The 26,317-nt window shown below is 64.5% G+C and carries 23 protein-coding genes and 1 pseudogene; 11 read left to right on the forward strand and 13 right to left on the reverse strand.

All coding sequences use genetic code 11. The annotated features are described in order from the left end of the window. Position 1: 1 nt before the first annotated feature. The 5 genes from HBE63_RS28455 to HBE63_RS28475 all read right to left on the reverse strand — a co-directional run bounded on the left by HBE63_RS28455 (position 2) and on the right by HBE63_RS28475 (position 3,641). Positions 2 to 517, reverse strand: a complete 516-nt coding sequence (locus HBE63_RS28455) for a MarR family winged helix-turn-helix transcriptional regulator (RefSeq protein WP_166908266.1) — start codon at positions 515 to 517, stop codon at positions 2 to 4. A gap of 55 nt (positions 518 to 572) precedes the next feature. Beyond that, complete coding sequence (locus HBE63_RS28460; protein ID WP_166908268.1) at positions 573 to 1,247, reverse strand: Crp/Fnr family transcriptional regulator; 675 nt, start codon at positions 1,245 to 1,247, stop codon at positions 573 to 575. Positions 1,248 to 1,377: 130 nt separating this feature from the next. Beyond that, complete coding sequence (locus tag HBE63_RS28465) at positions 1,378 to 2,040, reverse strand: response regulator transcription factor (RefSeq protein WP_166908270.1); 663 nt, start codon at positions 2,038 to 2,040, stop codon at positions 1,378 to 1,380. Then, on the reverse strand, positions 2,037 to 3,254 hold the full coding sequence (locus HBE63_RS28470; protein ID WP_166908272.1) for a sensor histidine kinase: 1,218 nt from the start codon (positions 3,252 to 3,254) through the stop codon (positions 2,037 to 2,039). Before HBE63_RS28470 ends, HBE63_RS28465 begins: the two co-directional genes overlap by 4 nt. Before the next feature lie 99 nt (positions 3,255 to 3,353). Further along, positions 3,354 to 3,641, reverse strand: a complete 288-nt coding sequence (locus HBE63_RS28475) for a hypothetical protein (protein ID WP_166908273.1) — start codon at positions 3,639 to 3,641, stop codon at positions 3,354 to 3,356. Between the two features lie 126 nt (positions 3,642 to 3,767). Here HBE63_RS28475 and HBE63_RS28480 point away from each other — a divergent pair, with 126 nt between their 5' ends. Continuing rightward, positions 3,768 to 4,433 carry a TetR/AcrR family transcriptional regulator gene (locus HBE63_RS28480; protein ID WP_166908275.1) on the forward strand — a complete coding sequence of 222 codons (666 nt, stop codon included), beginning with the start codon at positions 3,768 to 3,770 and terminating at the stop codon, positions 4,431 to 4,433. 9 nt (positions 4,434 to 4,442) lie between these two features. Further along, positions 4,443 to 5,312 carry a LysR family transcriptional regulator ArgP gene (locus tag HBE63_RS28485; protein WP_166908277.1) on the forward strand — a complete coding sequence of 290 codons (870 nt, stop codon included), beginning with the start codon at positions 4,443 to 4,445 and terminating at the stop codon, positions 5,310 to 5,312. A gap of 7 nt (positions 5,313 to 5,319) precedes the next feature. Here the strand turns inward: HBE63_RS28485 and HBE63_RS28490 are convergent, their stop codons facing one another. Together HBE63_RS28490 and HBE63_RS28495 are read right to left on the reverse strand one after the other, a co-directional pair. Then, complete coding sequence (locus HBE63_RS28490) at positions 5,320 to 5,901, reverse strand: TetR/AcrR family transcriptional regulator (RefSeq protein ID WP_166908278.1); 582 nt, start codon at positions 5,899 to 5,901, stop codon at positions 5,320 to 5,322. Between the two features lie 37 nt (positions 5,902 to 5,938). Then, a pseudogene (locus tag HBE63_RS28495) lies at positions 5,939 to 6,352 on the reverse strand (oxygenase MpaB family protein); the annotation flags it as partial. 79 nt (positions 6,353 to 6,431) lie between these two features. Between HBE63_RS28495 and HBE63_RS28500 the strand changes: the two are divergent. Continuing rightward, positions 6,432 to 6,923 carry an OsmC family protein gene (locus HBE63_RS28500; RefSeq protein WP_166908280.1) on the forward strand — a complete coding sequence of 164 codons (492 nt, stop codon included), beginning with the start codon at positions 6,432 to 6,434 and terminating at the stop codon, positions 6,921 to 6,923. On the opposite strand, the gene HBE63_RS28505 is transcribed toward HBE63_RS28500, so the two are convergent. From HBE63_RS28505 to HBE63_RS28515, 3 genes are all read right to left on the reverse strand, one after another. Continuing rightward, positions 6,889 to 8,646 (reverse strand): alpha/beta hydrolase, encoded by a 1,758-nt coding sequence (locus HBE63_RS28505; RefSeq protein ID WP_166908282.1) that lies wholly within the window; start codon positions 8,644 to 8,646, stop codon positions 6,889 to 6,891. The two genes, HBE63_RS28500 and HBE63_RS28505, sit on opposite strands and share 35 nt — an antisense overlap. Positions 8,647 to 8,736: 90 nt before the next feature. Further along, the gene (locus HBE63_RS28510; protein ID WP_243858354.1) at positions 8,737 to 12,048 is read right to left on the reverse strand and encodes an NAD-glutamate dehydrogenase domain-containing protein; all 3,312 of its coding nucleotides are present in this window, start codon (positions 12,046 to 12,048) and stop codon (positions 8,737 to 8,739) included. 158 nt (positions 12,049 to 12,206) lie between these two features. Then, positions 12,207 to 13,271 (reverse strand): dihydrodipicolinate reductase, encoded by a 1,065-nt coding sequence (locus HBE63_RS28515; protein WP_166908284.1) that lies wholly within the window; start codon positions 13,269 to 13,271, stop codon positions 12,207 to 12,209. A gap of 101 nt (positions 13,272 to 13,372) precedes the next feature. Between HBE63_RS28515 and HBE63_RS28520 the strand changes: the two genes are divergently transcribed. The 5 genes from HBE63_RS28520 (at position 13,373) to HBE63_RS28540 (ending at position 18,935) form a co-directional block, all read left to right on the forward strand. Next, complete coding sequence (locus HBE63_RS28520; RefSeq protein WP_166908286.1) at positions 13,373 to 14,041, forward strand: TetR/AcrR family transcriptional regulator; 669 nt, start codon at positions 13,373 to 13,375, stop codon at positions 14,039 to 14,041. Between the two features lie 113 nt (positions 14,042 to 14,154). Next, a complete protein-coding gene (locus HBE63_RS28525; RefSeq protein WP_166908288.1) occupies positions 14,155 to 14,583 on the forward strand; it encodes an MmpS family transport accessory protein in 429 nt (142 codons plus the stop codon). Further along, positions 14,580 to 17,468, forward strand: a complete 2,889-nt coding sequence (locus tag HBE63_RS28530) for an RND family transporter (RefSeq protein ID WP_166908290.1) — start codon at positions 14,580 to 14,582, stop codon at positions 17,466 to 17,468. The genes HBE63_RS28525 and HBE63_RS28530 overlap by 4 nt, the downstream gene beginning before the upstream one ends. A gap of 5 nt (positions 17,469 to 17,473) precedes the next feature. Next, positions 17,474 to 18,094, forward strand: a complete 621-nt coding sequence (locus HBE63_RS28535) for a TetR/AcrR family transcriptional regulator (RefSeq protein ID WP_243858355.1) — start codon at positions 17,474 to 17,476, stop codon at positions 18,092 to 18,094. 346 nt (positions 18,095 to 18,440) lie between these two features. Further along, the gene (locus tag HBE63_RS28540; RefSeq protein WP_166908294.1) at positions 18,441 to 18,935 is read left to right on the forward strand and encodes a DUF5994 family protein; all 495 of its coding nucleotides are present in this window, start codon (positions 18,441 to 18,443) and stop codon (positions 18,933 to 18,935) included. A 59-nt stretch (positions 18,936 to 18,994) separates the two neighbouring features. Here the strand turns inward: HBE63_RS28540 and HBE63_RS28545 are convergent, their stop codons facing one another. The 3 genes from HBE63_RS28545 to HBE63_RS28555 all read right to left on the reverse strand — a co-directional run bounded on the left by HBE63_RS28545 (position 18,995) and on the right by HBE63_RS28555 (position 21,777). Next, on the reverse strand, positions 18,995 to 19,198 hold the full coding sequence (locus HBE63_RS28545; RefSeq protein ID WP_166908296.1) for a cold-shock protein: 204 nt from the start codon (positions 19,196 to 19,198) through the stop codon (positions 18,995 to 18,997). 168 nt (positions 19,199 to 19,366) lie between these two features. Continuing rightward, on the reverse strand, positions 19,367 to 20,329 hold the full coding sequence (locus tag HBE63_RS28550) for a DUF808 domain-containing protein (protein ID WP_166908298.1): 963 nt from the start codon (positions 20,327 to 20,329) through the stop codon (positions 19,367 to 19,369). 35 nt (positions 20,330 to 20,364) lie between these two features. After that, on the reverse strand, positions 20,365 to 21,777 hold the full coding sequence (locus HBE63_RS28555) for an NCS2 family permease (RefSeq protein ID WP_166908300.1): 1,413 nt from the start codon (positions 21,775 to 21,777) through the stop codon (positions 20,365 to 20,367). A 348-nt stretch (positions 21,778 to 22,125) separates the two neighbouring features. Here HBE63_RS28555 and HBE63_RS28560 point away from each other — a divergent pair, with 348 nt between their 5' ends. From HBE63_RS28560 to HBE63_RS28570, 3 genes are all read left to right on the forward strand, one after another. After that, a complete protein-coding gene (locus HBE63_RS28560; RefSeq protein WP_243858356.1) occupies positions 22,126 to 22,740 on the forward strand; it encodes a sigma-70 family RNA polymerase sigma factor in 615 nt (204 codons plus the stop codon). Between the two features lie 207 nt (positions 22,741 to 22,947). Beyond that, the gene (locus HBE63_RS28565) at positions 22,948 to 23,376 is read left to right on the forward strand and encodes an MmpS family transport accessory protein (protein ID WP_166908304.1); all 429 of its coding nucleotides are present in this window, start codon (positions 22,948 to 22,950) and stop codon (positions 23,374 to 23,376) included. Further along, complete coding sequence (locus tag HBE63_RS28570) at positions 23,373 to 26,282, forward strand: RND family transporter (protein WP_166908306.1); 2,910 nt, start codon at positions 23,373 to 23,375, stop codon at positions 26,280 to 26,282. The genes HBE63_RS28565 and HBE63_RS28570 overlap by 4 nt, the downstream gene beginning before the upstream one ends. Positions 26,283 to 26,317: the final 35 nt, after the last annotated feature.

Raw genomic sequence — 26,317 nt, forward strand, 5'->3', positions numbered from 1 at the left:
GTCAGTCGGTGAGTGAATTGGCCGCCAGTGCAGCCACGTTGATACGGGTCAACACCCGATGCAGCTCTTCGAGTTCGGCGAGGCTGACGCCCAGGCGCTCCACCACTGCGGGTGGGATGGCCAGGGCCCGTTCACGCAGGGCGATCCCCGCCTCGGTGAGAGTGACATCGGTCGCGCGCTCATCGTCGGCCCGGCGGCTGCGGGTCAGCAGGCCGAGCGCTTCCAGCCGTTTGAGCATCGGTGAGAGCGTCGCCGAGTCGAGCTGCAACGCGGAGGCGATCTCTTTGACCGACAGCGGCGGAATGCCTCCGGAGGCGGACCGTTGGTGATCCCACAATGCCAGCATCACCAGGTACTGAGGATGGGTCAGGCCCAGCGGCTCCAGCAGTGGCCGGTAAACGGCGAGCACGGCGCGGTTGCTGACGGCCAGCGCGAAACAGACCTGTCGCTCGAGGGCCAGGGGATCGGCGCCGAGCTCCCCGGAGGGTGCAGCAGTCGCTTCGGATACTGCGGTCATACTTAGAACGTACCCTAATAGTTAGGGTACTAACAATGTCTGTGTGGTCACATGGTCAGTGCGCGCGCTTGGCCAACCGTTCAGCGTTGTCGATCAGGATGCTGCGGCCCTGCACGCGGATCCAGCCGCGTTGCGCGAAGTCCGACAGCGCCTTGTTGACCGTCTCCCGCGAGGAGCCCACGAGTTGGGCGATCTCTTCCTGGGTCAGCTCGTGATCGACGCGCAGCGCGCTGCCATCGCGGTTGCCGAACCGTTGCGCCAGATAGAGCAATTGCTTGGCCACTCGTCCCGGCACATCGGTGAAGATCAGATCGGACAGGTTGTCGTTGGTGCGGCGCAACCGGCGGGCCAGCACGCGCAGCAGTTGTTCGGCGATCTCGGGCCGATCAGCGATCCAGCTCCGCAGCACACTGCGGCTCATCACGACCGCCTTCACCTCGGTCAGGGCGGTCACCGTCGAGGTTCGTGGACCCGGATCGAAAATGGCGAGCTCACCGAACATGTCCGATGGGCCCATCAGCGTGATCAGGCTGTCGCGACCGTCCACGGATCTGCGGCCGATTTTCACCTTGCCCGCGGTGATGATGTAGAGCGTGTCACCGGGCTCGCCTTCGGAGAACACGACTTCGGTCCGACGGAAGGTCACCGGTTCCAACTGTCGGGCGAGCGCGGCCACGGCGTCTGGCGACACACCCTGAAAGATGCCGGCGCGGGCCAGCACTTCATTCATTTCTCCCCCTTGGTGGATGTGCCGAACCTCGCTGCCCGGAACGTTTGTGCAGGTGGCAGCCGAAAGGAAGGCCGCCTTTTTACTTTACAAGGACTTCGAAATCCGTAATGGGGGGCCTGTTGACCTGGGGTTATTGCGGACTGACCAGCCCGGTGTCGTACGCGTGGATGATCGCGGCGGCACGGTCGCGCAGGTCGAGCTTGATGAATATGTGGCCGATATGGCTCTTGACGGTGAGCCCGGAGATGCTGAGTTCGTCGGCGATCTCGGCATTGGAATGCCCCTTGGCGATCAGCGTCAGCACATCGAGCTCCCGGGCCGTGAGATCGCCGACGGCGGCGTTTCGACGCGGCTCGGCGGATTTGCGGTACGTCGTGAGCACCCGTGAGGTCACCGCCGGGTCGAGATAGCTGTCGCCCTGTGCCACTGCCCGCACCGCCCGGATCAATTCCTCGGCGGAAGAATCCTTGAGCACGAACCCGCTGGCCCCGGCGCGCAGCGCGCCCGAGAGCAACTCGTCGTCGTTGAATGTGGTGAGCGCCAGTACCGGAGGCCCGTCGATCGCCGTCACCTGGCGGGTGGCTTCGATCCCGTCGACCCGTTTCATCCGCAGATCCATCACCACCACGTCCGGACGGCACTGGCTGATGGCGGCGGGCACCTCATCGCCATCGGCACATTCGGCGACGATCGTGAAGCCGTCCTTGCGCCGCAGAATGCGTCGCAGCCCGGAGCGCACCAGATCCTGGTCGTCGACCAGGAGCACCGCGACCTCGGTCACGGGGTCCGTCATGACACCACGGGGCACCATCGGGGCACCCGGTCGGTGTCGTCCAACGGAACGTTGGTGCGCACCGACCACCCGTCGTCGGCAGGCCCGACGCTGATGATCCCGCCGAGCAGCTCGACGCGCTGGCGCATACCGCGCACCCCGCGGCCCTCCACATCGCGGCCGTTCCTGACGACGAGCGCCGTCGCCGGGAGTCGGTTGGTGATGGTCAAGTTCGCCGAGGTGCGTGAGATCCGCAGTAACACTGTCGTTTCCGCGTCGGGCGCGTGTTTGGCAATGTTGGCCAGGGACTCCTGGGCGATGCGATACAACGCCAGGCCCACCGCTGCGGAGACCGCATCGGTGCGGCCGGTCGCGTCGAAACGGACGTTCAGCCCGGCGCGCACGAAATCGTCTACCAGGCACCAGATGTCGTCGACTCCGGGTTCGGGGGCCATGCTCATCGGAGCGCCGTCGAGTAGTCCGACCGTGCGGCGGATATCGGCCATGGCCTGACGGCCCAGGCGTTCAGCCTGTTCCAATGCCTCGACGGCGTCGTCGACGTCGCGGTCCTGCTGCAACCCGCGACGTGCCCCGGTCACATGGAGCAGCGTGACGCTCAGCGAATGCGCGATCACGTCGTGGACCTCGCGGGCGATGCGGCGCCGTTCATCGGCCGCGGCGTGGCGGGCCTGCGCGGCCTGTGACTCCTGTTGCTGTCGCATGAGCTGCTGCTGGGTGTACACGAGGTAGCCCACCAGCCAACCCATCCCGAGGATCCCCAGATAGAGCGGCAGAGCATCGAGACGGTGTTGCGAGGCGGCGGTCAGCAGCAGGGTGGCCGCTGTGAGCGAGGCCAGGAATCCGCCCCACACACCGGTCAGTGAGGCGACCTCGCCGACCATGAGTACCGCGATCAGCGGAGCGAAATCATTCGATATCGGTGTTGCCGTCGCGAACAGCAACACAGCAGTGGCGGTGGTCCAGGTTCCCCAGACGATCGGTGCCTTGAAATCGACACCTGACAGGTAGAACAACGCAAACGGGGCAGCGCATACGACGAACGCGAGCAGGCCGGCCGGAAGGTCGGCCGTCGGGCGCTGCAGCATCGCCACCAGGCTGGCACCGATCACCGTGGTGTCGAACGCCAACACGATGGCCCAGTTGTAGCCCACCGGGAGGGCATACCCCCGCCGATGCACGTGCGCACGGATGCCGCGCGCGATGCTACCGAGCATGTTCTGATCGTAGAAGGTGAGAATGCTGTCGCGCCTCCTACTGCGGTCTGATCTTCTGGGGCCTGATCTTCCGGGGCCGGACTTCAGCATTTCAGCAATTCAGAGTCGCCACATTTCGCGCGACATGGCGGCGTCCTCGACGAACTGTTCACGCACCGGCGGATAGTAGGGCTGCTTCAGATCGGGTCGGGGCACGGTGGCCAGTGCTGCGCGCACCGCGGCCACCGCGCGCCGCCAAAGGCCGGCCTCCCTGGGGCTCGGGTGCAGCGGTGTCGCTCGGTCGGTCACCGGCGGGGTGATGAGGGCGTCTGTCGCCGTCCATCCACGGGCGACGCCTGTCACTGAATTCGCTATCGAGATAGCTGGGGAACGCTGTGCTCGTGTCATGGCTCGACGCTACGAAGAACGCAGGTCAGCCCACATCGCTCTGGTGTCCGATCTTGACCTACGACCGTAGTAGGAGAACTGGACCGACCACAGGACTATGGCGCCGCAAGTGGTTAGGCTCCTGTTGTGGTCTCGAGCTCGACCCGCAGACGTGGTCCCCGGCGTGATGTCGACACCCGAACCCTGATCGTCGATACCGCTGAGCGAATGTTCGCCGAGACTTCGATCGGTGCGGTGGCCTCGCGGGCAGTGGCCCGCGAGGCGGGCGTGGCCAGCCGCGCGGTGGCCTACCATTTCCCGGCCAAGCGGGACCTGGTGCTGGAGGTGGCACGACGGCGTGCGCCAACGGTGTTCGAGGCTGTTGTCTCCGAGCTGGTGCGGGTGGCTGAGTCCGCGAACGAGATCGGTGTCTGCGACGTCGTCGAGGCTCTCATCGTGCCCTACGTCAGACTGCTCGAAGAGGATCCGGTCGGCGGATTACGCTGGCTCAAGGTGATGAATCAGCTTGCCCTGGACGAAGATCAGATCTGGCTCGACCAGTTGGCGGGCACACCGAGCCTGCCCGAGCTGTTCTTCGCCGCCGCAGGACGGGCGGTGCCGGACATCCAGACCGTAGAAGGTCAGCAGCGCAGCACAATTGCTATCTTCGCGATGATCGGTGCGCTGGCCAGTTCCGATCTGATGCTCTACGGACGGCCTTTGGGGCCCGACGGCCTGGACCGCGGATGGGTCAACCAGCTCGTCCGATTCACCGGCAGCGGTTTACACGGCGACGCGGATCTGTCCGACTAAGATCGTGGCGTGCAGATCGACGGTCAGCAGCTTGCTGCCTTCGCCGCAGTGGTCGAGCTGGGAAGCTTTGATGCGGCCGCGCAGCGTCTGCATGTGACGCCTTCGGCGGTCAGCCAGCGCATCAAGGCCTTGGAACAACGTGTCGGGCAGGTTCTGGTGGTTCGTGAAAAGCCCTGCACGGCAACATCTGCTGGCATTCCACTGCTCAGGCTGGCTGCGCAGACGGCACTGCTGGAGTCCGAGACACTGGCGGAGATGGGCGGCGGCACCGCACAACGCACCCGGATCGCACTGGCGGTCAACGCCGATTCGATGGCGACCTGGTTCACCAGGGTGTTCCCCCGGACCGCCGAGTTCCTGTTCGACATCAGGATCGAGGATCAGGATCTCTCGGCACGGCTGCTGCGTGAGGGTGTGGTGATGGGAGCAGTCACCACCGAGCGAAGCCCGGTGCCGGGTTGTCGGGTGCACCCGCTGGGTGCGATGCGCTACGTGCCGGTGGCCAGCGCCGAGTATGTGCAGCGCTACCTACCCGGCGGATTCACCCGCGAGGCGGCGCAGGCGGCCCCCTCGCTGTCCTGGAACCGCGACGATGCGCTGCAGGATCAATTGGTGCGCAAGGTATTCCGCAGGGACGTCATCAGGCCGACGCATTACATCCCGACCGCCGAAGGCTTCGGAGCCGCAGTGCGCGCCGGGTTGGGCTGGGGGATGTATCCCGAGGAACTGGTGGACGACGATTTCGTTCGGATCACCGAGCAGTATCTGGACGTGCCGCTGTACTGGCAGTGCTGGAAGCTCGACAGCCCCATGGTCGACGCCATCACGGCCGCGGTGCGCGATGCGGCGGACGGTCTGCGTGGGCCGGCCCGAGATTGAGGGTCCGCTACCGCACTAGTGGAGCCAGATGCTTTCGCGCGTACGCGCGAACCGCTTCGTCGTCGTTGACGTCCAACACTGCCGTCGGCATCTGGGCCAGCGAGCACGCCAACCGGATGTGTAACTCGGCCACGGCCAGCAGCGCGGTGTCAGGCATGGTCGCGCCCGCCGCGCGAAGTGCCTTGGCCATGGCCGACGAGGCGTGGTGCAGAAAGGCCGGAGCCTGGTCGTAGGCACCGGCCACTGCGGTGAAGTCGGAGTCCAGTCGCAGGAACCGGCGCATCACCGGTTCGGTGGTCAACAGCCGCATACCTTCACAGAACGCCGCCACCGCAGCTTCATTGGGGCCGGAATCGATTGCGACGGTGCGCAACCGATGCATTGCCGCGTCGAACGTACGCCGCCCCAGCTCGGTGATCAACGCGTCGCGGGTGGGAAAACGACGGTAGAGCGTGCGGCGGCTGACGCCGGCCTGCTTGGCGATGACGTCCAGGCTGGCCCGGCCGAGCCCGACAAGCGTCACCTCCTCGGCCGTGGCCTTGAGGATGGCGTCTTCCTGTTCGGATTGGCTGGCGTTGCTGCGTGGCATCGCTACCAGTGTGTCAGCCTGCCGCCGGACATCCCAGCGGCGCGAACGAATCCAGTGCCACCGATCGGTGCAGGCGCACCAGCTTCTCGTACTGCAATCGGTTGTAAGCCAGGGGGTTCAGTGCGCTGTAGCGGACCTCGGCGAAGTCGTCCTTGCCGTGTCCGCGGACGTCGCGGTGCATGGTCTGCAGGCGGCGCCCTTCCGCCTCGCGGTCTGTCTCGTCGCCCCAGATCGCCAGGAACGCCGAGAACCCGCTGCGCACCCCGCGATCGAGGAAGTTGCGCTCGAATCGGCCACTGCGGTCGACGGCGGCGGCCACCGGGACCAGGGCCACCTCATCGAAGGCCGCTGCGCCGAACGCGCCTCCCAGGATGCTGCCCGAGTGCCTGCGGAAATCTGCCAGTACGTTCGGCCGCACTACGTCTTCGTCGGCCACACTGCCAATAGACATGGCACAAAGGCTAGCAATCTGTGCCAATGTGTCAATACCGGAAATCGCCCCGACGTACGCGATTGGTACGGTCGCGATCATGGCCAACCGGACGCATCGATACGAGGTCGAGGTCGCTTGGACCGGCAACACCGGTTCGGGGACGAGCGGCTACCGCGACTACGCTCGCGATCACGATGTCACCGGTATCGGCACGCCCGGCAAGCCGGTGATCCCCGGCAGCGCCGATCCGGCCTTCAGGGGAGACCCGCAGCGCTGGAACCCCGAAGAGCTGCTCGTGGTCAGCCTGTCGCAGTGCCACATGCTCTGGTACCTCGCGCTGTGTGCCAAGGAAGGCATCATCGTCACCGGCTACAGTGACCGACCCGAGGGCACGATGAGCGAGAATGCCGAGGGCAGTGGCATTTTCACCGACGTGACATTGCGGCCTCAGGTAACCATCGCTGACCCGGACCGGGTCGCAGACGCCACCGAACTACATCACGAAGCCCACCGGATGTGCTTCATCGCCAACTCGGTCAATTTTCCGGTGAGCGCTACACCCACCGTGACAGCACCGAGCGGGGAATGAACGAAGCGTCTACTGGGACGAACCCGAGTGCACTCCAGTCGGATTCGTCGGGCAGTGACCCCGAGTCGATGACGACGGCGGTGGCACTGCCTGTCCCGGCGTCGATGTCGACGGTCTGACCCGCGTCGCCGTACGTGCCGTTGCAGTCGCTCAGACACCGGCCCGTGACCGGATCGATGTTGCCCTCGAACATGTCGTTGACCCATCCGGCCATCAACCCTTGCACGCCGGGTGGGTTCTGCGGCTGCGGAATGCCCGCAACCAGATAGGCCGCCGCCTGGATCAGTGGGTTGCCACCCAGCATGGAATCCATATGGACACCACCGTTGACCACGACCCCGATGAACGTCCCAGGTCTGGCCGCCGAGAGCTCGTCGTTCACCTTGCTGGTGGAGTTGAATGCGTTGCGTGGCGCACCGATCTCATAGACCGGCACATAGTCGGCAGGATCGTTGCCATTGCTGGCCTCGAGCTGATGGAGGCGGTCCATCGCGGCCGGCAGACTGCCCGAGGGAGGGACCCCGTCCAGCAGCACCACACCGGCGAGGTCGTTGGGTGCATCCTGTCCTTCGGAGCGGCGGGCGACCAACCCCTCGGCGTAGTAGCCGGCCACCCCGGGCGCGAAGCCGCCGCCCAGCGAATGGCCGACGAGCACGAATCGTTGTGGGACGGTGAAGCTCTCCTTACCGGCCTTCAACGATGCGGTAGTCATACTGGCGTTCAGGGCTTCTCGGTCCTGGTCGAGAAAGAGCTGGGCGACCGCCTTGTGCATATTGTCCCCACCGAGCCACATGCCGCCGGCGGTGTACGGGTTGGACGTCACCGTGGTGACCACGACGACGCTGTTGGTGCGATCGGCCAGATAGGACGCGGTGTAGCTGTACATCGGGCCGGTGGCGATGAATCCGTGCTGGAGGTAGATCAGCCGGTCCGGCTGACCGTGCGTCGGGAAGTACCAGTCGGCGGGAACCTCGTTGCCCGGGGAAACCACCAGCGTCGAGCTGCTCACCTCGACCGAATCCCGAAGCCCGGGCGGCACGGTCGGTGGTCCGTCGACGGCTTGGATCAGCCCTCCGACCGCGTTGAACAACGCGGACCCGACAGCGTTGACCACCGACTGCAAGCCGGATTGAATCAGATCGGGGAGCTGTGCGGGCGACGGCGCAGTCACGCCGACGCCGCTCGGTGAGGCCGCTGAAATCGTTTTCGGCACTTGAGAAATCGCGGTCAGCGGACTAGCCACGTCAGTGGCTGGTTTGCCGTGTTGGACCGGGTCGGCAGTCAGCGGTGCCAGGCGCTCACGTAGCTGTTTGTGTACCGCACTTCGCTGCGTCGACGGCGCGCGAAGCGGCGTCTGCTTGGCGGAGACCGGCAGTGCGTCAGATTCGCTGTCGTCCGGCGTGGCCGCTCGTTCCTGCCCGACCGCGTCCTTCCCGACCGCGTCCTGCCCGACGGCACGACGTACACGAGGTGCCGCGGAGCGTGCCGGATGATCGGCCCGCCTGAGGTGCGGTGTGACCCGTCGACTACCGGCGGGCGCGGAGTGGTCCGGCTTTGCGCTGCTGGTCGACGTCGACGTCGACGTCGACGTCTTCGCCGGACCGGGATGCGAATCGCCTGGGGAGTCTGCCTCGGCGTTGGCTGTGCCGGCGCCGGCGAGCAGCGCCGCCGATACTCCGGCGGTCAGCACACCGGCGCCTACCCACCCTGACAAGTACGCCACATGTCCCCCTGGTACGCCGATCCGCGATTGGCTGGATGCTAACCGCGGAATCGGCCGCCGGATGAGGTTTTCGGTGTGTTGGCTACGAGTTCATCGATGGAGCCGACGCAGCTGGGCTGACGCCACCGACAACACCGCCAGGTCGGGATCGGCGGAGTCGAGAAACTCGTCCAGCGTGCGTTTGGCGCGGTCCAGGCGCGGCCGGTTGTAGGCCTCGAAGTCGCGGATGCTGCAAGCGGCCTGGTCACCCTCGAGCCCGTGCTTGGTGACGTCGATCGTGAGATCGCGCAATGACCGGTACAGGTCCTCCCGAAGGGCAAGCCGGGCCTGGGCATGCCAGCGGCCACCCCGGGGAAGCGACGACACCGCCAGCAGTAGCCGATCCACCCCCAGCCGGTCCGACAGTTCGAAGTAGATCCTGGCCAGTTGGGCGGGGTCCTCTCCGTGGACGTGGGCAACCTCGATGATGTCCAGAAGGCTGAACGCATAGAGGGATTCGCTGATCCGGTGGGCGATGTTGCCTGGCACGCCGCGAGCCACCAGGTCGTCGTGTGCCGTCAAGACGGTTGCGCGCTCCTGGCCGCGTAGCATCGATCCGAGTTGTCCGTGCAGCATCGCCAGCTGGGTGCTGAATCGGGTGATCTCGGTGTCGATTTCGAGCGGTTGCGGCCGGTTGAGCAAGAACCATCGGGCGGCCCGGTCGAGAAGGCGCCGGCCTTCGATGACCATCGCATTCGTCAGCGCCGGCGAGAGGTCGGCGGCATAGATGTCGGACCAGAGTGTGTCGAGGTCGAAAACCTCGGACACCACCGCGTGAGCCCGCACGATATCGGCTGGGGCTGCGCCGGTTTCCTCGGAGAGCCGGAACGCGAAGGTCAGCCCCGAGCTGGCCAGCACGCGGTTGACGATCGAGGTGGTGATGATCTCCCGACGGAGCGGATGCTCGGGCAGTGGCTCGCCGAGCTGGCGTCGCAACGTCGGTGGGAAATACCGGGTCAGCAGCGCGACGAAGTATGGGCCGTCGAACATCTCGCAGGCGAGCAGGTCAGCCTTGAGGTCTAGCTTCACGTGTGCCATCAAGGTGGCCAGTTGTGGCGCGGCAAGGCCGCGACCGTCCTTGGCCAGGTCAGCGAATACCTCTGGGCTGGGCATATTTTCGCGGAATCGGTGTAACCCGCGTCGGGCCTCCAGGTCCGCCGTCATCCGGGCGTGCACGTCGACCATCTGGGTTGCGTTGGAGCGGGCATCGCTGAGCAGACGATTGTGCGCCTGGTTGTTGGCCAGGACGAGCTGTGCCACTTCGTCGGTCATATCGGCCAGCAGCCGGTTGCGCCCGTCACCCGTGATCAGGCCGGACCGGGTGGCGGAGTCCAACAGGACCTTGATGTTGACCTCGTGATCCGAGCAGTCCACTCCGGCCGCGTTGTCGATGGCATCGGTGTTCACCAGACCGCCGCGCCGGGCGTAGGCGATGCGGGCGCGTTGGGACAGCCCGAGGTTGCCGCCCTCGACGATCACCTGGGCTCGGACATCCTCGGCGTCCACCCGCACCGGATCGTTCACCTTGTCGGCGATGTCGGAGTGCTGTTCGTCGCGGGCCTTGATGTAGGTGCCGATTCCACCGTTGAACAGCAGGTCCACCGGGGCGCGCAGGATATGGCTGATCAATTGGGTGGGAGTGAGCCGGATCTGGTCGTCGTCGATGCCGAGCGCGGCACGCATCTGCGGTGTGGTGGCAATGGTTTTCGCGGTCCGCGGCCACGCCCCTCCGCCCGGGCTGATCACAGAACGGTCGTAGTCATCCCACGACGACTGGGCCAGTTCGAACAGCCGTTGGCGTTCTTTGCGGGCCGGCACGGTATCGGGCTGGGGGTCGATGAAGATGTGCCGGTGATCGAATGCGGCCACCAGGCGCAGGCCGGGACGCAGCAGCATGCCGTTGCCGAAGACGTCCCCGCTCATGTCGCCGACGCCGACGGCGGTGAACTCATCGGCCGCCGAATCGATACCGAGCTCGGCGAGGTGAGTGTCGCCGCTGACCCAGGCACCGCGAGCGGTGATGCCCATCGCCTTGTGGTCGTAACCGGCCGAACCGCCGGAGGCAAAGGCGTCGCCCATCCAGTAACCGCGGTCGAGCGCCACCGCATTGGCGGAATCGGAGAATGTGGCGGTGCCCTTGTCCGCGGCCACCACCAGGTAGGGGTCGGGTCCGTCGTGGCACACCACGCCGCCGAAGCGGGGTTGATCTTCGGAATCTGAGGGGGCGGTCTTGTCGACCACGTCGAGCAGTGCGGCGATGAACTGCCGATAACTCCGCAGTCCCTGAACACGGGGTGACTGGCCCGCGGCGGGCCTGGCTTTGACGACGAACACGCCCTTGGCTCCGACCGGAACGATCATCGCGTTCTTGACAGCCTGTGCCTTCACCAGTCCCAGAACCTCGGTGCGGTAGTCGTCGTGGCGGTCGGACCAACGGAGCCCGCCGCGGGCCACCAGCCCGAAGCGAAGATGCAGGCCCTCGAATTCCGGTGAGTACACGAAGATTTCGGAAAGCGGACGTGGCTGTGGCAGCTCGTCGACGGACTGGGCATCGAGTTTGTGGACCAGATAGGGCGCCCAGACGGTGAGGGCATCGGGCGCGAACGCGTTGGTGCGCACCGTGGCGTTGATCAGATTGTGGTACGCGCGCAGGATCCGGTCGGCATCGATGTGCAGCACCTGATCGATCTCAGTGGCCACCTGCTGCTCGGCCTCTGCGATTCGGGAAATGCGGTGGGGGCTGTCGGCGGGTTGTTCGGTGCGGTCGAACCGGGCCTCGAACAGGTCCAGCAGTGCGCGCGTGGCCGTCGGGTTGTCCAGCAGGACCCGTTGGATGCGCGTCTGGCCGTAGGGCATCGGCAGTTGTCGAAGGTACCGGCTGTAGCTGCGCAGCACGGTCACCTGTCGCCAGCTCAGCGCGGCCCGCAGTAGCAGCGCGTTGAATCCGTCGGATTCGACCCGGCCGGCCCACATCGCCCGGAACGTCTCGCGGATGCGATCGACGGTGTCGTCCTGCGGCTGGGCCACCGCGTCGACGACGTCGGGACCGGGCTGCAAGAGCAGGTGGTAGACATGGCAGACCCGCCCGTCCGGCCTGGTCCAGGTACCCGCCTGTTCTTCCAGCACCTCCAGGTCCATGCTCTGCAGCGCGGGCAGCATCCGGCGCAGCGGAACCGGCTCGAGGGCGGCGAGCGCGAAGTTCAACCGGCCGTCCGCGGAGCCTGCCCAGTCCAGGTTCACCTCGACGGCATCGCCGATCAGATCGTTGAGCGCCTTGCCTTCCAGCAGCCGGTTGGGTACCACAACCCCGGCCTGCTGATCCTGCATGTCGGGCGCAATATGGTTGGCGCGCAACGAGTCCACGGTGTGCTCTCCTCAATCGTCGTTGATCGATTCCGCCGGTTGCGTTCGACGGACGGACCAATCCTGTGGTGCGGAACACCGACGCGGAGAGTGCAAAGTGTCAGCGATCTGATGGTCGCCGTTACATTGTGTAATTCACTGGCCTGGGTCTCTGCGCCCTAACTCGCCGGTACCACTCCCCGCGGCAGGATCAGCGGGAGATCGTTGTACGTGACGATCCCGGGTGCGGCGTTGATTACCGCGGGAATCGCGTTGATCGGGGGAGTGGCGGTCATGATGTGTCCGAGCACCATGAACTCCTCCAGGGTGGTGGCCTCGAAGTCCGGTGGCGGCAGGAAGCCGACCTTCATCGTCACGGTCGGGCGACCGGCCACCTCGATCACCCAGCCATCCTGGTCGATCTGCCAATCCGGTTGCAGCGTCTGACCTTTGCGCCAGCGCAGGGTGAGCTCGACGCGGGTGGTGCCGCCGATGATGCCCTTCCAGCTGACGAACACCCCCGCCACGCCGCCCGCCGGAATCGTCCACGAGCCGAGGTCGAGATCCTCTGTGGTCTGGGCGTATTCGGCGTCGCAGCGGACTTCGTCGAACTCGATTCCGAGCGCGTCACCGATCATCCGCACCGCCTCACCGAAGACCCCGGTGCCGTGGGCTGTCATGGACTGCAGGTCGGGATGATCGATGGGCTGGCCGAATCCCACCGGCTTCTCGGTTTCGGGTGAGTCGTAGAAGGTGGTGTCGGCGGCCTCGTTGACGGTGACCTTGTCCACCCGGTCGCAGATGCCGGCGGCCACGATGGCCAACTGGTTGACGTAGCCCGGGCTGATGCCCGATCCGAACATCGTCGAGCCTCCCTTGCGGCAGGCCTCGGCGATGCGGCCGCGGCCCTCGCCCTGGTTGTGTCCGGTGATGAATGAGGCCGTAGCTACGACATTAACTCCGGCGGAAAGGATTTCGACCAGTTCGTCGACGTCGATCCACATCGGGTTGTAGACGACAACGTCCGGTTTGAGGGCCAGTAGTGCCTGGACGTCATTGGTGGCGGCGACCCCGAGGGGTTCGATACCGACGAGCTCGCCGACATCCTTGCCGGCCTTGTCCGGTGACCAGGCGTAGCAGCCGACCAGCTCCAGGGTCGGGTTCCGGGCGATGGCGGCCACCGAACTTTTGCCGACGTTTCCCGTCGTCCACTGGACAACTCGGTATGGAGAAGTTTGTGACATCGCAGCGGCTCCCTTGCTCGGTTTCGGGCATTTTTCCACGACCGTGAGAAAAAAGGAAGAGTGGTGCGTCGGCGGCGTCCCGAGGAACTAGAATTGCCCCTGTGACCACCGGAGACGCGCCCCGTCGGGGGCGGGGACGTCCACCGCGCATCGATCAGCAGCGGATCGTCGCCGCGGCACGCGCCCTGCCCCCGGGTGCGCTGACGATGCAGGCGGTCGCCGATGAGCTCGGGGTGGACCGCACCACGTTGCACTACTACGTCGGTGATCGCGACGGCCTGCTCGAGCTGGTTGTGGCCGATCTGTTCGAGACCGAGTTGCGCTCGATCAAGTTGCCCGAAAATGCGAGCTGGCAGGAGATTCTGCGGGCCTACGGCAGCGCGATCCGCCAGGGCGTACTCAAACTCGGAGTGACGGCCACGAGTTTCCGGTTGAGTGGTACCGGTGGGGCGGCGAGCCTCGCGTTGGCTGAGCAGGTACTGCGGGCTCTGGCCGCCGGGGGATTCGGTACCGACGACGCCGGGCGGGTGCTCACCCTGGTATCCGGGCTCGCGATGTCGGCCGCGCACGATGTGCTGGGTTCAGCCGAGTCTCGCCTGCACCATCAGACGCCCGAGGTGGTCCGCGTTCTGAAAGACCTTCCGTCGAGCGACTTTCCGCTGCTCAGCGGCGTGGTAGCCGCTCGCGGCGCCGATGCGACGGCGGCTCAGGATTTCGACTTCAACCTCGACATAGTGATTGCCGGCCTCGAGCGGTTTCTGGCCGGATAAGTACCGAGTCGTCGGCCGAGCCTGCCTCGAGTACAGTACTCAGCATCCTCTTAGGCGGAACCGGAGTTCCGTCTGGGTTAATTGCGAGAGTGTCATATCGGGGAGGTGCAACGGTGTTCAGGTTGCTCAAAAAGGCGTGGATACCGCTGGTGCTGGTGGTCGTCGTCGCTCTGGGCGCATATGCGATCCTTCGAATTCGGGGCACCGGGCAGAACGAACCGAACTTGGCGGAGGGCTCCGGAATTACCGAGAACTTCAATCCGAAACACATCAAGTACGAGATCACCGGGTCCGGGGGGACGGCGAACATCAACTATCTCGACGAGTACGGTCAACCCAACCTCATCGAAAATGCCCCGCTGCCATGGTCTTTCACGATCGTGACGACGCTCCCGTCCATGTCGGCCAACATCATGGCCCAGGGTGAGAGCGACGTCAGCGGTCTTGGATGCCGGGTGACCGTCGATGACGACGTGCGCGACGACCGGACGAGTACCGACACCTTCAAACCATTCATCTACTGCTTGGTGAAATCCGTATGAGCAACGCGCACACGAAGCCCCATCGTCCGTTCCTGGGCCACATGGTCCGGATCTTCTCGCTGCCGATCATCGTATTCTGGGTGCTCCTCACGATTGCCTTGGGAATTCTTGTCCCGTCACTCGACGAGGTCGCGGCATCCCGGTCGGTACCGCTGAGCCCCACCAGCGCGGACTCGTACAAGGCGATGCTGAACATCGGCAAGGTGTTTCAGCAGTACGATTCGGACTCCTCAGCGATGGTCGTGCTGGAGAGCGACGAACCGGTCGGTGCGGCCGCGCACAAGTACTACGACGAGATCGTCGCCAAACTGAAGGCCGATACCGAGCACGTCCAGAACGTCCAGGACTTCTGGAGTGACCCGATGACCGCGGCGGGATCGCAGAGTGTGGACGGGAAGTCCGCCTATGTGCAGATCTTCCTCGCGGGGGACCAGGGCACCAGCAAGAGTTACGCGTCGGTGGCCGCCGTGCGTGACATCGTCGCGTCCGTGCCCGCACCACCGGGTATCACGGCCCACGTCGCCGGAAACAGCGTCCTCAATGCCGACACCCAGGTGGCCGGGCATCAAAGCATGGCGAAAATGGAGTTGGTGTCGGTCGGCGTCATCATCGTGATGCTGCTCGCGGTCTACCGCTCCATCGTGACACTGCTCGTGTCGATGGTTGTCATTCTTTTGGAACTATTTGCTGCACAGGGTGTTACGGCCGCCGCTGGCTACCTGAACATCATCGGCCTGACCCCGTACGCGGTCAGCATGGTGACCATGCTGTCTCTGGCGGCGGGAACCGACTATGTGATCTTCCTCCTCGGCCGATATCACGAGGAGAGATCGAAAGGCCTGGATCGGCAAGACGCATTCTATGTGGCCTACAGCGGCGTATCGCACGTCATCCTGGGCTCTGGATTGACGATCGTCGGCGCCTGCCTGTGCCTCACCATGACCACGCTGCCCTACTTCCAGACCATGGGCCTGCCATGTGCCATCGCGGTTTTGGTGATCATCATTGCCGGACTGACATTGGCGCCCGCGGTTCTGACCGTCGCGTCGAAGTTCGGTTTGCTCGATCCCAAGCACAAGATCGCGTCGCCGGGTTGGCGCAAGGTCGGCACCTCCGTGGTTCGGTGGCCCATCCCCATCGTCTTCGTCACCAGCCTCGTCGCCGTTATCGGCTTCATCGCCTTGATGACCTATGTGCCGCAGTACAACGACAAGGAGTTCACCCCCGCCGATATGCCCGCCAACCAGGCCATGGGTGTCGCAGACCGCCATTTCTCCCAGGCCCGGATGAACCCCGAGCTGCTGATGCTCGAGGCCGATCACGATCTGCGTACGCCCTCCGACATGCTCGTCATCGAAAAGGTCGCCAAGAACGTGATGCACATGCGGGGCATCGAGCGGGTGCAGACCATCACCCGCCCATTGGGCGCACCGATCGAGCACAGCTCCATCCCGTTCCTGCTCGGTGCAAATAACGCCAGCACTCTGCAGGCCGCGATATTCAACAACGACAACTCGGCGCAGATGCTTGAACAGGCCGATGAGATGAGTAAAACCGTCGCCAGCATGGAGCGCATGTACGCCATCACGAAGCAGATGACCGAAGTCACGCACAGCATGGTCGGTAAGACCCACGACATGGCGGCCACGACCAACGAGTTGCGTGATCACATCTCCGACTTTGATGACTTCTTCCGGCCGATCCGCAACTACCTCTATTGGGAACCGCACTGCTTCGACATCCCGATGTGTTGGTCGCTGCGCTCAATTTTCGATTCGTTGGACGGGATCGACAAACTCGCCGATCAGATCCAAGGTCTCACAGTGGATCTGGACCGACTGGATGTGCTGTTGCCGCAGATGCTGCCGGTGCTGCAGGACACCATCGGGACAATGAAGACCATGCGCGACTTCATGATCGCGACCCACAGCACCATGGCCGGCACCCAGGCCGCGCAGCAGGAGGCAGCCAAAGGCGCGACCGAGATAGGCCTGTACTTCGATCAGGCCAAGAACGACGACATGTTCTATCTGCCGCCGGATGTATTCGATAACCCCGACTTCCAACGTGCGGTGAAGATGTTCATGTCGCCCGACGGCAAGGCAGTCAGGATGATCATCACCCACCAGGGCGACCCTGCCTCGGTGGACGGCATCAAACACGTCCAAGGGATCAAAGGTGTTGTCGCAGACGCACTCAAGGGCACCCCGCTGGCCAGCGCGAAGGTGTCGCTGGCCGGAACCGCATCGCTGTACGCCGACATGCAAGACGGCGTGAAAACCGATCTCATGATCGTGATCATCGCTGCGATGATCCTGATCTTCTCGATCATGCTGATCATCACCCGAAGTGTGGTGGCCGCCATGGTGATCGTCGGTACGGTGGCCGCATCCCTGGGCACTGCGTGTGGTTTGTCGGTGCTGCTCTGGCAGGACATCCTCGGCTTGGGCGTGCAGTGGATCGTGATCCCGTTGTCGATGGTGATCCTGCTGGCAGTCGGCTCGGACTACAACCTGCTGGTGGTCTCGCGTTTCAAGGAAGAGATACATGCCGGGCTCAATACCGGCATCATCCGCGGCATCGGGGCCACCGGACGTGTCGTCACCGCGGCCGGCCTGGTGTTCGCCTTCACCATGATGTCGATGATCGTGTCGGACTTGCGGGTGGTCGGTCAGCTCGGCATGACCATCGGTATCGGTCTGATCGTCGACACGTTGATCGTGCGGGCCTTCATGACGCCGTCGATCGCTGCGGCGCTGGGCCGCTGGTTCTGGTGGCCGCTCAACACCTTTGAGATCACCAGGCGCGGTCGCGAAGAGCGCCAACGGAAGTCGGCCGGCGACCGGGACGACAGCACGGCGCCCATTCCGACCACCGCGGAATGACAGTCATGAGTGCCAGTGCGCCGGACGCAGAATCCAAGCTGCGCCGGCGTACTGACGGTCGGCTCGACCGATCGCGCGACCCAGCGATCCTCAACGCGGCATTGGCTGCCCTGGAGGAAAACGGCTATGTCAACACCAATATGAACGACATCGCCGCGCGAGCCGGTGTCGGCAAGGCGGCGATCTACCGCCGCTGGTCATCGAAGGCTGCGTTGATCACCGATGCGCTCGTGTATTGGCGGCCGGAGTTGATGGACGAGGATGCGCCCGACACCGGAAGTCTGGAAGGTGATTTCGACGAGATCGTGCGCCGCGCTCTGCGCATCGACGAAGAGCCCTTCTCCTACGATCTGGTCCTGCGAGTCGCAGTCGAGGCCACCCATGATCCGCACCTCGGGTCAGCGCTCGACGATCTGATGCTGCTCAAGGGCAGGCGAGTGATGACGGCAATCCTCCAGCAGGCCGCCGCGCGCGGCGAGGTGGCACAGGACCGGGACTGGTCATTGGTTGCCGACGTGATGACGGGGATGGGCCTGATGCGGGTCATCAGCGGGCAGACCGTCGACGCGAAGTTCATCCGGGACATCATCGACACGTTGATCCTGCCCGCGGTGCGCGGCCGCTGACGGTGGTGCCCAGGGTGCCGGGCCGTCGGGGCACCGCTCATCGGGTGTAGATTTGACTAGGCCGGATACATCAGTTGGTCAACCGTGACGTTCGACAGTCACGATTTTCGATGTTGAACCGTCAGCCGGCGATCAACCATCGCCGGCTATCCAATACCAGTGCGGTAGTCCCGCACCTTTCAAGGACACTCTCTATGGAATCGTCCGAACTGTTTTCACACCCTGAGCAGCAACAACCTATGCCGGATGTCGAGAACTCGAGTGACCCGTCGCGGGGACTTGTTTTCTCGGATCGGCCCACAGATCGGCCCGCGCCGCCGCCTCGCGCAGATGCCCAGTCGCCGTCGTGAACGGCCTCACCGGGACTCGACGGCTGGCCAGCCCTGTCCGGCTCACCCTCGCCCGGCAGTTGGGCGCCGATATTGACGGAGCGTGGTGGCCGCACACCGCCTCGGTGGCGAACGAACTACCAGACCTTGTGGGAGTTCTGCATCGATCGCTGGGGGAAGTTGTTGACATTCGCGTCAACTGGTCAGCCGCTGAGGGCCAGTTGGACCTCGACTCGATCGTGACCGGCACCCGTTTGCCGACCGGGGTGAAGCTGAGTCGGCCCCGTCTGATGATGGTGGCGGGCCAAGACCAGTGCGTGAAACTGCTTGTCGTCCCGTGCAAGACGTCCGTTGCCCTCGGCGGGTTGGTGATGCGTTGCGCCGCGTTGATGCCCGTGGAGGAATCGGTGCGGCGTACCCCCATGTTCGACACTGCGGATCGTGTGCTGCGCGTGGCCCAGATCGAATCCGTGCGATGGTTGGGGCATCTGCAGGCGCAGACGCCTGTGTGAACGAAAGTGGGCTGGTACGGAATCTATCCGTACCAGCCCACCATCAGGTCTTGGGGCGGTTAGACCGCCGTAACTCCCGTTGCCTGGGGGCCCTTGGCTCCCTGGGTGATCTCGAACTCGACGCGCTGGTTCTCTTCGAGCGACCGGAAACCACCGCCGGTGATCTCGGAGTAGTGGACGAAAACGTCCGGGGCGCCGCCGTCAGGAGCGATGAAGCCGAAGCCCTTTTCGCCGTTGAACCATTTCACAGTTCCCTGTGTCATATTTTCTGCTTCTCTCATTGTAAAACTGGACGTACCAAAAACGTCCTGGTCAAGTATTACACGTCGATGGGTGGGGCGCCTAAAAGTATTTGCAATTGCCGCAATCGGTTGGCTGCGGCGGGAACCCAAGCACGGGCCGGTGGAATCAGGTTCGACAGGTGGTGGCGATCAGGCGGGGGCGTCGTGATCGTCTTTCTTGCCGAACGGAAGTACATGCATGATCCCCACCACCACCGTCCCGACCAGCAGACCGATCACCGCCGATGCGGCGGTGTTGGTCAGCCAGGCAAGCACGCCGCCGAAGGGACCGCCGACCGCGTGGTGCACCGACTCCTCGGCATGGTGGACCACGCCGTATAGCGTGTGCCAGCCCAGGGTGTTGGTGCCGACCAGCAGAATGTGTCCACCGACCCAGAGCATCGCCACTGTGCCGATCGTCGAGAGCGCCGAGAGCAGCTTGGGCATCCCTGCCACCAGGCCACGGCCGATCTTCTGCGCCACCTTCGACGAGCGCTGGGCCAGCAGCAGACCGATGTCGTCCATTTTCACGATGCCGGCCACCACGCCGTACACCACCGCGGTGATCACCAGCGCGACGATCGCCAGGATGATCAACCGCGGGACAAAGGGCTGGTTGGCCACCTCGTTGAGCGCGATCACCATGATCTCGGCGGACAGGATGAAGTCGGTGCGGATCGCGCCGGTCACCATGTATTTCTCGGCGTCGCCGCCGACGGCCGCGGTGGGCTCGCCATGGGTGTCGTGCCCGCCATGGCCGAGGAATCGGCCCCAGACCTTCTCGGCGCCCTCGAAACAGAGGTAGGTGGCACCCAGCATCAGGATGGGCGTCAGCAACCACGGCGCGAACTGGCTGAGCAGCAATGCGGCGGGCAGGATGAACACGAGCTTGTTGCGCAGCGAGCCGATCGCGATGCGCTTGACGACCGGCAGCTCACGATCGGCGGCGATGCCGTGCACGTATTGTGGCGTCACCGCGGTGTCGTCGATCACCACCCCGGCCGCCTTCGCGGTGGCCTTGCCTGTCGCCGCACCGATGTCGTCGATCGACGCCGCTGCCAGCCGGGCCAGCGCGGCGATGTCGTCGAGCAAACCGAACAGGCCAGCGCTCACGGATTGATCCCCATGGCCGAGAAGGCTACCGGCCCTCACATGCCGATGAGCGACTCGATCCAGCCGCGGGCGAAGTACAGGATGAAGCCCGCGGCCACGACCCACAGCAGCGGGCTCACCTCGCGAGCCTTACCGGCGGCGGACCGCAACACTGCCCAGGCCACGAAGCCGACGCCGATGCCGTTGGCGATCGAGTAGCTGAACGCCATGGTGGCCACGGTGAGCACCACCGGCAGGGCCACAGAGAACTCCGAGAGATCGATGTGGCGCAGCTGCGACACCATCATGGCGCCGACGATCACCAGGGCCGCGGCGGCGACCTCGGTGGGCACGATCGAGGCCAACGGCGCGACGAACATGGCCGCGAGGAACAGCGCACCGGTGATGAGGTTGGCGAATCCCGTGCGGGAGCCCTCCTCGATGCCCGCGCCGGATTCGATGAAGACGGTGTTCGACGACGCCGAGGAGGAGCCGCCTACGACGGCACCGGCACCTTCGACGAGCAGTGCGGATTTCAGCCGCGGGAAGTTGCCCTGGGCGTCGGACAGCCCGGCCTCCCGCGACAGCCCGGTCATGGTGCCCATGGCGTCGAAGAAGTTGGCGAACACCAACGTGAACACCAGCATGATCGCGGCCAGCGCGCCGATCCGGCTGAAGGCGCCGAGGCTGACGTCGCCGACAAGAGACAGGTCAGGCAGAGCGAACGGTGAGCCGGACAGGGTCGGTACCGACAGACCCCACCCGCCGGGCTTGTCCTGCGCCGAGCCGAGATGCCAGATCGCCTCGACGATCACGGCGACCACGGTGCCGGTGACAAGACCGATCAGGATGCCCCCGCGAATCTTCCGCGCCACCAGGATTCCGGTGGCCAGCAGAGTGAATACGAAGACGACGGTCGGCACGGTGTTGATCGAGCCGACCCCGCCCGCGCCGAGACCGACCGGGGGAGAGGGCAGACCGGTCGAGCCGACGAATCCGGCGTCCACGAGTCCGATGAACAAGATGAACAACCCGATGCCCGCGGTAATGGCCAGTTTGAGCTGCATGGGCACCGCGTCGAACACCAGACGGCGGAACCCGCTGGCCGCAAGCGCCACGATGATCAGACCGTCGATGACCACGAGGCCCATGGCCTCGGGCCAGGTGACCGTGCCCACCACGGTCGTCGCCAGAAACGAGTTGATGCCCAGACCCGCGGCGAACGCGAACGGCAGTCGCGCGATGATCCCGAACAGGATCGTCATCACACCCGCCGCCAGGCAGGTGGTGGCCGAGACCTGTGCGAATTCGAGCTTGTTGCCCGCGACGTCGGCGGAGCCGGAGAGGACGACCGGGTTCAGCACGATGATGTAGGCCATCGCGATGAAGGTGACCAGGCCTCCACGGATCTCGGAGAGGGCCGTCGAGCCGCGGGCCGAGATCTCGAAGAAGCGATCGAGTCGATTCATAACCGCTGAGCCTAGGGCGGGAACGGCCGGGTTTCCCGCCGTATCGCCGATGATCGGTATGTGCATGTGTGGCGGCCGCCGGCTCAGCATCGGGGCCATCTGCCGTGGGGTCAATATCGAGGTGCGCAAACGCAACAGCCGCAAAGAGATTGGCGCCGGAAAACCATTTGACCTCAACTTGGGTTGAGGTGTCATGCTGCGTGCATGACGGTTCGACGCGACCGGTGCGGTGTGGAAAACCACCGCCAACCCGGGGGGAATCCCCCTGGGGGTCGGCTGCGTCGCCGGATAGCTTCGAGTTGCGAAGTGTCTGAGGCCAGCGATATGAGCAGTGGCAGGAGCGGGGCCATGCCGATGAGCACGGGTATGCACGTGAGCGACGATTGTCGCGCGGAACGGTTCGAGCGCGACGCGCTGCCGTTGGTAGACCAGCTCTACGCGGCCGCGCGTCGTTACACGCGCAATGTGCCGGACGCCGAGGACCTCGTCCAGGAGACAATGGTCAAGGCGTACAGCAGTTTTCACACGTATCGGGACGGTACGAACATCCGTGCCTGGCTGTTCCGGATTCTGACAAACACGTGGATCAACTCGTACCGCACAGCGCAGCGGCGTCCCAAGGAAGTCTTCCCCGACGAACTCTCGGATGCGCAACTCGCGGAGGTGGCGCAGCGGTTTCCGCTCGGTGTGGTCTCGGCGGAACTGGCGGCCCTGGAATCGATGGGCGATGACGACGTGCGCCAGGCCATGCGGGCGTTGCCGGAATCGCAGGGTGTCGTGGTGTACTACGCCGACGTTGCGGGCTTCCGCTACAAGGAGATTGCGGAGATCCTGCAGATTCCGGTCGGAACAGTGATGTCGCGATTGCATCGCGGGCGCCGAACGCTGCGTTCGAGGCTGGTTGAAATAGCAGTCGCCCGTGGCTATCTCGATCGGTCTACGCATGACGGCACGGCGGCCTAGCGCGTCGACCGCCGGTCTTTCAGGAAATCGACAGCAAGTTCACAGCATCGAGGCCCCGACTGCGCTCCCGGTCGCAGCGGTGTAAAGTTTCCCGCGCTGTACATAGTTATTCGAACTAATTCGCCGAGCGCCGAAGCGTCATCGCTGTCGGCGGGTTCGGGTAATCGTCTGGAGGTACCGGTGAGTCCTGGTCGGGGCGCTCGTCGTGTGTTGAAACACGCATGGATTCCAGTGGTTCTGGTTGTCGTACTGGCCGTGTCGGGCCTGGTGGTCTCACGACTACACCGGATGTTCGGCTCGGAGGATCTCAACGCGAATGCCGGCGCCGGGATCGAGATCGTCCAGTTCAACCCCAAGGTGGTCTTATACGAGGTGTACGGACCGCCCGGAACTTCCGCCGAGATCAGCTATTTCGATCCGGACGCCAATGTGCACTCGGTCGACGCCCAGCTGCCCTGGTCCGTCACCTTGTCCACCACGTTGCCGACCGTCAGCGCGAACCTGATGGCGCGCAGCGACAGTGAAAGCAGCGGCGACCACATCGGGTGCCGTGTCACCGTCAACGGCACTGTCCGCGAGGAGCAATCCGCCAATGGCGTCAACGCCCAGACCTACTGCCTGGTGAAGTCCGCATGACCGCATCCGCCACCCCGCCCGAGTCCACCGGCAAGCCGAAGCGGCCTGCCTTCCCGCACCTGCTCCGCATTCTGGCGTGGCCGATCGTCCTGATCTGGATCGCGATCGCGGTTGTGGTGAATGTGATCGCGCCGCAGCTGGAGGTCGTCGGCGAATTGCACGCCGCACCGATGGCGCCAGAGGACGCCCCGTCGATGCAGGCGATGAAGTTGATGGGTGCCAACTTCAAGGAGTTCAACTCCAACAGCACGATCATGGTCGTCGTCGAGGGCCAGGAGCCGCTGGGCCCGGACGCGCACCGGTACTACGACGAGATCATCCACAAACTGCAGCAGGATCCCGAGCACATCCAGCACATCCAGGACTTCTGGGGTGACACGCTGACCGCGGCCGGCGCGCAGAGCGCCGACGGCAAAGCGTCGTACGTGATGATCAACCTCGCCGGCGAGCAAGGCATGACGCTCGCCAACGAGGGCGTCGAAGCCGTCCGCAAGGTCATCGAGGAGACGAAGGCTCCCCCCGGGGTGCAGGCGCACGTCGCCGGCCCTGCCGCACTGACCAACGATATGCACGTCATCGGCAACGCGAGCCTGGGCGAGATCACCCTGATCACCCTGGTCGCCATCGCAGCCATGCTGCTGGTGGTCTATCGCTCGGTCAGGACCACGCTGATCCAGTTGTTCCTGACGTTCCTGGCGCTGCTGACCGCCCGCGGCGTGGTGTCCGTGCTGGCGATGCACGACGTGTTCGGGTTGACCACCTTCGCGGGCAACATCCTGACCATGCTGGCGATCGCTGCTGCCACCGACTACGGCATCTTCATCTTCGGCCGGTACCGCGAAGACCGCGGCATGGGCCTGGACCGGGATGACTCCTACTACGCGACCTTCAAATCGGTCGCGCCCGTCATCGTGGGTTCCGGTCTGACCATCGCCGGAGCGACCTACTGCCTCAGCTTCGCGCGACTGCCCTACTTCTCCACCATGGGTGCCCCCGTCGCGATCGGCATGGTTGTGGTCGTGGTCATCTCGGTCACGCTCGGCCCGGCGGTGCTCTACCTCGGCAGCCGTGTCGGGCTGTACGAGTCCAAGCGGCCCCCGCAGAGCAAGTTCTGGCGCAAAGTCGGTACCGCGGTGGTGCGTTGGCCCGCACCGATTTTCGTGACCAGCCTGTTCATCGTGCTGATCGGGGTGGTGGCCATCCCCGGGTACAAGCCGGCCTACAACGACCGGTACTACCTGCCCGAGGACGCTCCGGTGAACGTCGGTTTCGCCGCTGCCGACCGGCACTTCTCCCAGGCCAGGATGAACCCCGACATCCTGATGGTCGAGTCCACCCATGACATGCGCAATCCCGCCGACATGCTTGTGCTGAACAAGATTTCGAGCAATGTGATGCACGCCGAAGGCATCGCGATGGTGCAGAGCATCACCCGGCCGCTGGGAATCCCCATCCAGCACAGCTCGATTCCGTTCCAGACCAGTATCTCGGGGCAGACCAGCAATATGAACCTGCCGTTCCAGCGCAAGCAACTCGACGACCAGCTTCGGATGATCGACGCGACCAACACCTCGATCGACATCATGAAGAAGCAATACCAGCTCTCGGTCGAACAGACCCGCCTCACCCAGGATTCCGCGGCGAAGTCGCAGGAGCTGCTGGAGGTCACCAAGAAGATGCGGGACAACATCGCGAACTTCGACGATCAGTTCCGGCCGATGCGCAACTACTTCTACTGGGAACCGCATTGCTTCGACATCCCGATGTGCTCCGCGGCACGGTCGGTCTTCGACGCCCTCGACGGGATCGACGAGCTGACCGACAAGACCTCGTCGGTACAGGTCAACACCGATCAACTGGCGGACCTGGCGCCGAAGCTGACCGCATTGCTCCCGCAGACGATCGCGTCGATGGAAACCAGCCGAGACCTCTCGCTGGCGTCGTACAACTCGCAGAAGGCACTGATCGACCAGATGCAGGCGATGAACGACACCGCGCTGTCAATGGGTGCGGCCTTCGACGACGCCAAGAACGACGACCTGTTCTATCTGCCCCCGGAAGCCTTCACGAACCCCGATTTCGAGCGCGGCCTCAAGATGTTCCTGTCGCCGGACGGTAAGTCCGCCCGCATGTTCATCACCCACCAGACCGACCCGGCGACGGTGGACGGGATCGCACGAGTGGAGTCCGAGCGCAAGGCTGCGCAGGAGGCCCTGAAGATGTCGTCGCTGTCGGACGCCAAGATCTATCTCGGCGGTGTCGCGGCGACCTACAAGGACATGTCCGACGGCGCCCGTTACGACCTGATGATCGCGGTGGTGTCGGCGCTGACGCTGATTTTCATGATCATGCTCATTCTGACGCGCAGTGCGGTGGCCGCGTTGACCATCGTGCTGACGGCCGGCAGTTCGATCGCCGCGTCGTTCGGCATCTCAGTGTTGCTGTGGCAGGACCTGTTCGGGATGCCAGTGCACTGGCTGGTCATGCTGATGTCGGTGATCATCCTGCTGGCGGTCGGATCTGACTACAACCTGCTGCTGGTATCCCGGTTCCAGGACGAGATCCACGCGGGCCTGAAGACCGGCATCATCCGGTCCATGGCCGGCACCGGTGGAGTGGTCACCTCGGCCGGGCTGGTGTTCGCGGCCACGATGGCCGGCATGATGGCGAGCCAGCTGATTGTGCTGGCGCAGATGGGCTCGACCATCGCGATCGGCCTGCTGATCGACACGTTCATCGTGCGGTCACTGCTGATGCCGTCGATCGCCACCCTGCTGGGTAGGTGGTTCTGGTGGCCACAGGTGGTGTATCCCCGCGGGGACAACCACTTCCGCAAGCCGGCGTCGCGGCGCCCGCCCCGGTCGGATGATGAGGACACGGCGGCCATCCCGGTGACCACCGGCTAGATTCAAGCGTCACCAGTTCGTCAGTGGCCCACCAG

Source organism: Mycobacterium sp. DL440 (genome assembly GCF_011745145.1).
Classification (GTDB): domain Bacteria; phylum Actinomycetota; class Actinomycetes; order Mycobacteriales; family Mycobacteriaceae; genus Mycobacterium.